9 protein-coding genes are annotated in these 9785 nt (G+C 74.3%); all 9 read left to right on the forward strand.

Annotated elements, in window-relative coordinates; translation table 11 throughout:
• Positions 1–290 precede the first annotated feature (290 nt).
• The 9 genes from Dsi01nite_RS22365 to lepB are packed head-to-tail and all read left to right on the forward strand — an operon-like array spanning position 291 to position 9574.
• Complete coding sequence (locus tag Dsi01nite_RS22365; protein WP_203848163.1) at positions 291–3320, forward strand: winged helix-turn-helix domain-containing protein; 3030 nt, start codon at positions 291–293, stop codon at positions 3318–3320.
• Positions 3320–3757 (forward strand): hypothetical protein, encoded by a 438-nt coding sequence (locus Dsi01nite_RS22370; protein ID WP_203848164.1) that lies wholly within the window; start codon positions 3320–3322, stop codon positions 3755–3757. The genes Dsi01nite_RS22365 and Dsi01nite_RS22370 overlap by 1 nt, the downstream gene beginning before the upstream one ends.
• Entirely contained in the window at positions 3750–4595 is an 846-nt protein-coding gene (locus Dsi01nite_RS22375) for a hypothetical protein (protein WP_203848165.1), read from the forward strand. Before Dsi01nite_RS22370 ends, Dsi01nite_RS22375 begins: the two co-directional genes overlap by 8 nt.
• A 13-nt stretch (positions 4596–4608) precedes the next feature.
• Positions 4609–6150 (forward strand): hypothetical protein, encoded by a 1542-nt coding sequence (locus Dsi01nite_RS22380; protein WP_203848166.1) that lies wholly within the window; start codon positions 4609–4611, stop codon positions 6148–6150.
• Positions 6151–6177: 27 nt separating this feature from the next.
• Positions 6178–7827, forward strand: a complete 1650-nt coding sequence (locus tag Dsi01nite_RS22385) for a potassium channel family protein (RefSeq protein WP_203848167.1) — start codon at positions 6178–6180, stop codon at positions 7825–7827.
• 14 nt (positions 7828–7841) lie between these two features.
• Positions 7842–7982 carry a hypothetical protein gene (locus tag Dsi01nite_RS22390; protein WP_203848168.1) on the forward strand — a complete coding sequence of 47 codons (141 nt, stop codon included), beginning with the start codon at positions 7842–7844 and terminating at the stop codon, positions 7980–7982.
• A 43-nt stretch (positions 7983–8025) separates the two neighbouring features.
• Positions 8026–8568 (forward strand): endonuclease V, encoded by a 543-nt coding sequence (locus Dsi01nite_RS22395; protein ID WP_203848169.1) that lies wholly within the window; start codon positions 8026–8028, stop codon positions 8566–8568.
• Positions 8569–8591: 23 nt separating this feature from the next.
• A complete protein-coding gene (locus Dsi01nite_RS22400) occupies positions 8592–8960 on the forward strand; it encodes a PadR family transcriptional regulator (protein ID WP_203848170.1) in 369 nt (122 codons plus the stop codon).
• A complete protein-coding gene (gene lepB, locus Dsi01nite_RS22405; protein WP_203848171.1) occupies positions 8957–9574 on the forward strand; it encodes a signal peptidase I in 618 nt (205 codons plus the stop codon). The genes Dsi01nite_RS22400 and lepB overlap by 4 nt, the downstream gene beginning before the upstream one ends.
• The last annotated feature ends 211 nt before the right edge of the window (positions 9575–9785 follow it).

A 9785-nucleotide genomic window follows, 5' to 3' on the forward strand; every position in this document is an offset into this window, starting at 1 on the left:
CAACGGGCGATAGCGGGAACGCTGCCGATCATTGTGGTGACCGCGCGTCATCCGTTCCGGGTGAGCCTCCTGCGTCCGGCGTGCCGGTCCAGCGATGTCGATGGAACCGTTGCTACGCAAGGCAAACAGCCACATCCGCACAGGGAAGACCACCCAGGCAGGGTGAGGCCCCGCAGCTGCGGGCGGTGCTTTGCTCGTCACGTTTGGCGAGGTATGAAATCGGGGGGCACCGAGTGTCGCAAGCGCTGGTACAGCAGGATCGCCGTGGAACGGCCCCGTCGACGTTGGCGGTGCCGGATCTTCCGCCCGGATACGTGCTGCGCGAGCGCGTCGTCGCGCAGCTGGACGCCGCGGTGCGTGCGCCGCTGACGCTGGTGACCGCGCCCGCCGGATGGGGCAAGACCGCGGCGCTGGTCGCCTGGGCCCGCACCGTGCGGATCGGCGACGAGATGCCGGTGGTGCGCTGGGTGACCTCGCACTCGCCGGACGGCGCCGACGTGCCCGGCCGGCTGCGCGGCGCGCTGTCCGCCGGTGACACCAGTGACCTGAAGGCCGACTCGGACGACGAGCTCGCCCGGGCCGTCGACTCCCTCGACCGGCCCCACATCGTGGTCGTCGACGACGTCCGCGAGATCAGCGACCCGGCCGCCCTGTCGGAGCTGGAGTCGTTGGTACGCCACGGCATGGGCCGCCTGCACCTGGTGCTGTCCTGCCGGCGGGACCCGGCGCTGCCGCTGTACCGGTGGCGGGTCAACGGCTCGCTGACGGAGATGCGCACGACCGACCTGTCGCTGACCATCACCGAGACCGCGCAGCTGCTCGCCGCGCACGACGTGGTCCTGCCGGGCAGCACCCTGTACGCGCTGCACTCGATGACCGAGGGCTGGCCGGCCGGCGTGCGGCTCGCCGCCATGGCGATGCGCGGGCACCCGGAGCCGGAGCGGGTCCTCGACGACGGCGGCGCCTACAGCACCGCGGTCGGCGACTTCCTCACCGGCGAGGTCATCGAGACGCTGCCCGCCGACACCCGCCGGCTGCTGTTCGACACGGCGGTCGCGACCCGCCTCAACGCCGGTCTGGTCGAGGCGATCACCGGCCGGGACGACGGCGCGCGGGTCCTCGCCGAGCTCAAGGGCTCCAACGCGTTCCTGACCCGCAACGCCGGCCCCGGCGGCTGGTACCGGTTCCACCCGCTCTTCGCCCGCACGCTGCACTCCGAACTGCTGCGCCGCAACCCGGAACGGGTCGCCGAGCTGCACCGCAGGGCGGCGGCCTGGCACGCGACCTACGGCATCCCGGCGGAGGCGATGCGCCACGCGCTGCTCGCCGAGGACTGGCCGGGCGCGGTCGAGACCCTCGAGCGCCACTGGCCGGACATCGTCGGCGGGGTTCGCTACGACCGCCCGCACGAGGCCGCGCCGCACGCGCCGGCCGGCGACGAGCACACCGACCCGCGGCTGGCACTGGCGTTCGCGGCGGAGCGTCTCCGCGTGGGCGACCTCGAGGGCACCCGCGACTTCCTGCGCCGCAGCAACCGCGCCAGCGACGCCCCGGACCCGGCACCCACCACGACCACCGCCACGACGAGCGCCACGAGCGGCGCAGCCACCGGCACGACCAGCGGCACCGGCACCGCGAGCGGCAACGGCACGAGTGGCAACGGCACCGGCACCGGCACCGCGGGCAGCGCCGGCAACGGCACGAGCGGCGGCACGGCGAGCGGCACCGGCACCGGCGACGCGGCCGCGGGTCGCCGGGAAGGTCCGGCGGCCACGGGCCCCGGCGCCCCGACCGGCAGCGCGGCGGGCCTGACCGCCCGGGCCGGCCAGAGCGCCCCGGGCATGCCGGCCGCCCAGCACACCCCGGCGGGATCGGCCGCCCCGGCCGCGCGGCCCACCTCGGGCGGCGCCACCGCGGTCATGACCGCCCCGGCCCCGGCCACCGGCCAGCCCGCCACCACGTCGGCCACCGACCAGCCCGCCGCCACGACCCAGCCGCCGACGAGCGAACCGCCGGCCGCCGCCGCGAAGGGCCCGGTCCGGGTCAACGCCCGCATGATCGCCGGGTTCGCGGCCGCCGAGGCGTGGCTGTCCGGCGACCCGCGCAGGACCCTCACGGCGCTGGGCGACCTCAACCGCCCCGACGAGCAGAACGACGAGATCCGGGCACTGTCCATGCTGGACGAGGGCGAGGCCCGGCTGCGGCTGGGCGAGCTCGCCGCCGCCGGAGCGCCCCTGCACGGCGCCCTGGTGCTCGCCCAGCGCACCGGAATGGCGCAGGCGCAGGTGTGCGCCGCGGCCCAGCTGTCGGTCCTCGAAGCGGCCCGCGGCCGGCTCCGGGCGTCGGCCCGGCTCGGCCGGCAGGCCCTGGTGACCGCGGACCGGTTCGGCATCACCGACGCCACCGACCTCGGCTGGGTGCGGATGGCCCTGGCCAGCGTGTACGGCGAGTGGGACCGCATCGCGGAGGCCGACCGCCTCCTGGACGAGGGCCTCGACCTCGCGGCCGGGGACCCGGACCTGCTCGTCGCGATCGCCACCGTCCGGGCGAAACTCCGCCACGGCGCGGGCCGGCTCGCCGCCGCGCTCGAGGTGCTGCACACCGCGCGGCGCGAGCTCGGCGGCGCGGCCCTGGCTCCCAGCGTGGAACGGGCCCTGGCGCTGACCGAGGCCGAACTGCGCATCAGCGGCGGCGATCTCGGCGCGGCGCGCCGGCTCGTCGCTACCGGAGGCGACCCGGACGTGTACCCGGGCTGGGCCGCCTGTGTCGACGCGTCGGCGGCGCTGGTCGAGGGCAAGGCGGCCGCCGCCGCGTCGACCGCCCAGCAGTTCGCGACCCCGTCGGTGGACACGGCGCTGACGTGGACCGTGCACGCGGCGATCCTGACGTCCCTCGCGGGCCGGGCGCTCGGCGACCGGAACCGGGTGCTGCGGGGCCTGGAGGTGGCCCTCGACATCGCCGAGGAGGAGAGCTTCCGGCGGCCGTTCCTCGTCGGCGGGCACCCCGTGCGGGACCTCCTGGCGAACTTCGCGCCGCTGCTGCCGGTGTACCACCCCCTGGCCGCGGAGCTCGCCGCCGGTTCGTCGCCTCTCGCGGGTGGCGGGCGCGGCGCCGACGGCAGCCTGGTGGAGCCGCTCACCGAACGGGAACTGACGGTGCTGCGCTACCTGCAGGGCACGATGTCCAACCTGGAGATCGCCTCCACCCTGTACGTGTCGGTCAACACCGTGAAGACGCACGTGAAGAACATCTACCGCAAGCTGCACGCCGGCCGCCGGCGCGAGGCCGTCGAGCGGGCCCGGGAACTGCGGTTGCTGTGATGCTGGTCCGGGTCGTCGACGAGGGACCCGGACCGGCCGCGGCGGCCACCCACCGGTGCGTCTGGGGCGCGCTCGCCGCGACCGTGGCCTGGCCGGTGCTCAACCTCGGCGGGGTCGCGCACCCGCAGGCCGCGGCGGTCGGGGTGGGGCTGCTGACGGTCCTGCCGCTGCCGGGCCCGGCGCTGGGCGTGGCCCTCGCGGCCGGGCTGGTCCTCGCCTCCGGCCAGCCCGCCGCGGCGCTGCTCGCCCTGGCCGGCGCGTCCCTCATCGCGCTGGTGGGGGTGCCGGCGCAGCACCTGCCGAGATGGGTGGGCCCGCTGCCGCTGCCCGTGCTCGTCGCAACGGCCCTGTTCGCCGGGGTCGTCGGCGGCCTGCCGGGGGTCCTCGCCGGGCTGCTGCTCGTGAGCGCCTGCTCGGCACTGGCCCGGCATGCTTGAGTACCTGCGCGGCCGGCGGACCGCGATCGTGCGCCGGCAGGCGTCCCGCGCCCTGGACCGGGTGGTCGGCCGGGGGCTGGCGGGTGCCGCGGAACAGCCGCGCAGCGGGCCGTACTGGCCCGCTGACAACTGGGTGTTCGTGGCCTACGCCGTCGCCCTGACCTGCGCGGCGGTGGTGGCACTCGGCATCCACTGGCTGGACCCGTCGCCGCTGGGCCGCGCGTTCCTCGCCGCCGTCGCCGCGGCCGGGTTCCTGTTCGCCGGGCTGCACGTGGTGCGCACGCCGGCGCGCCGGGAGCGGGCACTGCGGCAGTTCCTCACCGACCCGCGGGACCGGGTCGCGTTCGAGGAGGCCGCCGCGCATGCGGACCGGATCATGCTGACCTGGCCGGCGCTGGAGCGCCTCGGCGACCCGACGGACCCGCGGGACACCCTGGAGCGCACGCTGTGGGACCTGGCGCACGCCCTCGCCGAGCGCGGTGAGCTGCGGACCGCGGTGCGGGAGCTGCGCGCGTCGGTGGGCGAGCCGATCGGCGCCGGGGTGTTGTTCGCGGCGGTCACGGACCGGCAGGCCGAGCTCACGTCCCGGCTGACCGAGGTCGACGCGGAGGTCAGCCGGCGGGTCGACCGGCTGCGCCACCTCGCCGGGCTGTGCCAGGCGTTCCTCGACCACCGCGCCGCGCAATCACGGGCCCGGGTGCGGGTCAACGCCGCCGACGTGCTGCTCGGCGCGATCAACGCCCGGCCCGGACGCGACCCGGAGCCCGCCGAAACCCTGACGGAACGGACGGAAACGGTACTAGCCGCATACCGCGAACTCGCCGACGAGTTCGACTAGCTACCCTGCCGGGGTGCTGAAAACCAGGTTGGTGACCGGGTTCGGAGTCGCCGTGGCGGCGGTCGGGCTGTTCTTCGCCTACCTGCGGATGGCGTACGCGTTCCCGATCAACGCCGACGGCGCCAGCAACGCGATGCAGGCGTGGGACATGTTCCACGGCAACCCGCTGCTGTCGGGGTGGACGCTGTCGGACGTCGCGTTCTATCCGAGCGAACTGATCCAGTACGCGATGATCCAGGTCTTCACCGGCCCGACGGTGGCGCAGATCCACATCGCCGCGGCGATCACGTACACGACGATCGTGCTGCTGGCCGCGATCCTCGCGAAGGGCCGCGTCACCGGGCTGCAGGGCTGGCTGCGGGTCGGGATCACGGTCGCGATCCTGATCGCGCCGGTGCCCGGCACCGGATACCAGACGCTGCTGTCCTCGCCCAACCACACCGGCTCGGCCGTGCCGCTGCTGCTCGCCTGGGGCGCGATCGACCGGATGCGCGACACGAAGTGGAAGCCGGTCGTGGTGGCGCTGCTGCTGGGCTGGGGCGCGTGGGGCGATCCGCTGGTCACCTTCGTCGGCGCGCTGCCCCTGGCGCTGACCTGCCTGGTGCGGGCGTGGCGGCTGCCCGGGTCGTACCGGATCCGCTTGAAGAGCATGGACTTCCAACTGGCGGTGGCCGGCGGCATGTCGGTGGTCCTGTCGCACGTCGCGACCTGGGCCGTGCACGCCATCGGCGGCTACCACACGCCGAAGCCGCCGATCGAGCTGTCGCCGTGGGACGAGTGGTTCGGCCGGGCGCACATGACGGCCCGGATGCTCGGCGTGCTGTTCGGCACCCACCGCCCGGGCTGGCAGCCGAAGTGGATCCAGCAGGGCGTGTCCTACCTGCACCTCGGCGGTTTCGTGGTGGCGTTGATCGCGGTGCTGATCGTGCTGGTGCGCACCGTGCTCGGCACCGCCGACCGGGTCGAGTCGATCATGGCGATCGCGATCTGCTGTGACATCGGCGCGGAGATCGTCTCCACGCTGCCGGTCGACCTGATGGCGGCGCGGGAGATCTCGCCGGTCCTGCCGATGGCCGCGGTCATCGCCGGGCGGGTCATCGCGCCACGGCTGGAGGCCCGCTGGCGGCAGGGTGTCCTCGCCGGCGTCCTGGCGCTGCTGACGCTCAACCTCGTCGCCTACTCGCCGCCGCGGGCCGAGCCGTCCGAGGGTCAGGTCGTCGCCGACTGGCTGCAGGCGCGCAACCTCACCTACGGGCTCGGCGGCTACTGGGTGTCGAACAACATCACCGTCACCACCGAGCGCCGGGTCACGGTCGTGCCGGTCCTCGGCGACGGCGACCGGGTGGCCCCGATGTGCTGGCAGTCCAAGACCAGCATGTACGACGCCACCCACGACGCCCGGTTCATCGTCTTCGAGAAGGACCGGCCGTTCTACGGCACCCCGGCCCAGGCGGTGAAGATGTGGGGCCCGCCGAAGCAACGGTTCGACACCGGTCGTTACGCCATCATGGTGTACGACGTGAACCTGCTGGTTGGTTTCCCGCCACCCTGTTGATGCCGTTTCGTCGATACGATCACCGGTGTGCGCAGATTCGTCGTCTGGGGTGACAACGCCCTCGCGCGGCGGCTGGTCGGCGAGCTGATCAACAGCTACGGCGCGCAGGTGACCGTGATCGTGCCGGCGCTGACGCAGAACCTGGCGCCGGAGATCGCCGAGCTGTGCGCGCCCGACCCGTGGTCGATGGTCGTGCAGGAGCGGCGCCTGAGCGCGGCCACCTTCCTGCGCCCGGAGCTCGCCGAGGCCGAGGCCATCGCGTTCGTCGACGCCGACGACGTGGCCAACGTCGACGCGGCGCTGATCGCCCGGGAGACCCTGCCCGACGTCCGGGTCGTGCTGCGGATGTTCAACACCGTCCTCGGCGAGGGGGTGGCGTCGCGGCTGCGCAACTGCGCGGTGCTGTCGGCGTCGGAGATCGCCGCGCCCGCGTTCGTCGCCGCGGCGCTCGGCGACAACACCCCGACGTCGATCCGGTTGACCGACGGTCAGCAGCTGACGGCGCTCGACCGGGACACCGCGGTGCTGTCGGTGAGCGACATCCGCTGCGGCCTCGCCGTCACGGCGACCGGGGAGAGCCTGCCCGCCGACGACGACGCGGCCGACCTCGTCCTGGTCAGCACCTACGGCCACCCGCTGCCGGCGCCGCGCCGGGTCGGCCGGCACCCGCTGCGCACGACCCGGCTCGTGCTCAAGGGCGGGCTGCGCCGGGTCCTGATCGGCGTCGCCGCGCTCATCGGCACCGGCTCGGTCGTGGTCGCCGCCGTCAAGGACCTGAGCCCGTGGCGGGCCCTGTACGTCACCGTCCTCACCACCCTGGGCGGCGCCAACGCCGACCTCGGGGCCCGGCGGGCCAGCCAGGCCGTCGACCTGGCGCTGGTCGTCGCGGGGGTCGCGGTCATCCCGGCGGTCACCGCCGCCGTGGTCAACACGCTCGTCAAGGCACGGCTGAAGATCGCCGCCGGCGGCCTCGCCGTGCCGGTCGGCGACCACGTCATCGTGATCGGCCTCGGCAACGTCGGCGCCCGGGTCGTCCAGGAGCTGCACGACCAGGGCATCGACGTGGTGGCGGTGGACCGCTCGTCGACGGCCCGCGGCGTCGCCGTCGCGAGGAGCCTCGGCATCCCGGTGATCCTCGGCGACGCGCGGGACACCGAGACCCTCGACGCCGCGTCGGTCACCACGGCCCGCTGCCTGGTCATGGTCACCACGGACGACGTCACCAACCTGGAGGCGGCGCTGCTGGCCCGCTCGCTGCGCGCCGACCTGCGGGTGGTGCTGCGGCTGTTCGAGGAGGACTTCGCCCGCCGGATCAAGGTCGCGTTCGGCATCAACCACTCCCGCAGCGTGTCCTACCTGGCCGCGCCGGCGTTCGCCGCGTCGATGGTCGGCAGCGAGGTGATCGACACCATCCCGGTCGGCCGCCGGGTGCTGCTCGTCGCCGAGGTGCGTGTCGGGGCCGGCTCCCGGCTGGAGGGCCGGCCCTTCCACGAGGTCAACGTCGTCAACGAGCTGCGTCTCGTCGCGGTCCAGACCGGCCGGCCCGGTCTCGAGCAGGGCGTGCAGACGTTCTGGTGGCCGGAACGCAACCGCGGGCGGACCCTGGACCGGGCCCACACGATGGTGGTCGTGGCGACCCGCGCGGGCCTCGTCTCGCTGCTGGAGCGGGCCGCCTGAGTCATCCCCGGCAGGTGCTGCCCGGTCACCCGCGCCGGGTCACCGGGCAGGCACGGATCGGCCCGACCGGCGAGCAGCTCGGCAACTTCCCGCAGGCGTTCTCCCATCTCGCCCTCATCAACGCCGCGATCCGGCTCGACCACGCGCTCGGCTGATTTCTGTTCGACTCGCCCCGTCCGGTGCTGGGAGCATTGCCGCGTGAATCCACGCAGGTACGGGGCGATCGACGTCGACTACCCGGAATCCGGCGGTGCCCGGGGCGCCCTGGTCGTCGCCGGCGAGCCGACCTTCGGCACCCTCGTCGACGAGCGGGTCACCTGGCTCGACGAGGTCGCCGCGTATGAGCCGGGCGCGTTCTACAAGCGCGAGCTCCCCGCGGTGCACGCGCTGCTGGACCCGCTGCCCCCGCTCGACCTGCTCATCGTCGACGGCTACGTCGACCTCGACCCGGACGGCCGGCCCGGACTCGGCGCCCACGTGCACGACGAGCTGCGCATCCCCGTCATCGGGGTGGCCAAGACCGCCTTCCACAGCGCCACCCACGCGATTCCGGTCCGCCGCGGCGGCGCCCAGCGCCCCCTGTTCGTCACCGCCATCGGCGTGCCCCGGCCCGACGCGGCCGCCCTCGTCGCCGCGATGGCCGGCGCGTTCCGCCTGCCCGACGCCCTGCGCCGGGTCGACGCCCTCGCCCGGGCCCGGACGGTTCCGGACGGTGGCCACAACCTGCCTTCCCATCCATAGTCTTCATATGTAGAGTTTCAGGCATGCCGAGGTTGCCGCACACGTCGCCACAGACGCTGCACGTCTTCGAGGCCCTGCTCGCCGCGCCCGACGCCTGGCGGTACGGCTATGACCTGAGCCGGGAGACCGGGCTCGCGTCCGGTTCCCTGTATCCGATCCTCATGCGGCTCGCCGAGGGTGCGCTGCTGGAGACCCGGTGGGAGCCGGCCGAGCAGCCGGGCCGTCCACCACGGCACCTGTACCGGCTGACCCCCACCGGCGCGGAGCTCGCCCGCGCGCGACTGGCCCGCGCCGCTGCGGTCTCCTCGCCTACCCCCGCGGTCCCGCCTACCGCCGCCGTGGTTACGCCGTCGGCCGCTGTGGTCCGCCTCCGCCCGCAGGCCGCGTCGTGAGCGCCGCGCACCGGCTGGCCCGGCGGGTCCTGTCCGTGGCCCTCGCCGGCAGCCGCAGCCCGTGGGGCGCCGCCGTCGTCGCCGAGCTCGACCAGGTCACCGGCACCTGGGCGGTGCTGCGCTGGACCGCCGGCGGCCTGCGGGTCGCGTGGCGCGAGCGCCGCGGCGTCCGGCTGACGACCGCCGCGGCCCTAGTCGCGGCGGTCGCGCTCGCCACGTTCACGGTCCGCCCGATCCCCTCCGGCGCCATGGCACCAACCCTGGGCATCGGCGACCACGCGCTCGTCGACCGGCTCACGTTCCGCCTGACGGGCATCGACCGCGGCGACGTCATCGTGCTGCGGGCCCCGACCGGCACCGGCGACTGGTTCACCACCGTCGACCGGGTCATCGGCGTCGGCGGCGACACGATCTCGTGCACCGGCGGCCGGGTGCACCGCAACGGCACGCCGCTCGAAGAGCCCTACACGCACGGCACGACCACCGACTGCTCCCCGGTGACCGTCCCGGCCGGCACGTTCTACGTCCTCGGCGACAACCGCGACTCCGCTCGCGACTCCCGCCACTACGGTCCGCAGCCGGCCGCCAACGTCGACGGCCGGGTCATCCTGTGAGCTCGCTCCCGTGGCACGTTTCGGGGATTCGACGGCCGCCGCCATTGACTAACGTTGTATTCAACAGCGAGAACAAAGCCACACCGGATACCTGGGAGAGAACATGAGCGAGTGGGACAGCGGTCACGACGGCGGCGTCGACTACGGCCACGTCGAGGCGGGCCAGGAGCACGAGTCGCTGGACCAGCTGCACCAGGTGCACGCTGCGGAC

The sequence above is a fragment of the Dactylosporangium siamense genome, from assembly GCF_016862795.1.
In the GTDB taxonomy this organism is placed as follows: domain Bacteria; phylum Actinomycetota; class Actinomycetes; order Mycobacteriales; family Micromonosporaceae; genus Dactylosporangium; species Dactylosporangium siamense.

What these genes read in the sequence shown, in the direction of transcription:
- Dsi01nite_RS22370 (WP_203848164.1), top strand. Translation starts at nt 3,320, where the DNA reads ATGCTGGTCCGGGTCGTCGACGAGGGACCCGGACCGGCCGCGGCGGCC.
- Dsi01nite_RS22375 (WP_203848165.1), top strand. Translation starts at nt 3,750, where the DNA reads ATGCTTGAGTACCTGCGCGGCCGGCGGACCGCGATCGTGCGCCGGCAG.
- Dsi01nite_RS22400 (WP_203848170.1), top strand. Translation starts at nt 8,592, where the DNA reads ATGCCGAGGTTGCCGCACACGTCGCCACAGACGCTGCACGTCTTCGAG.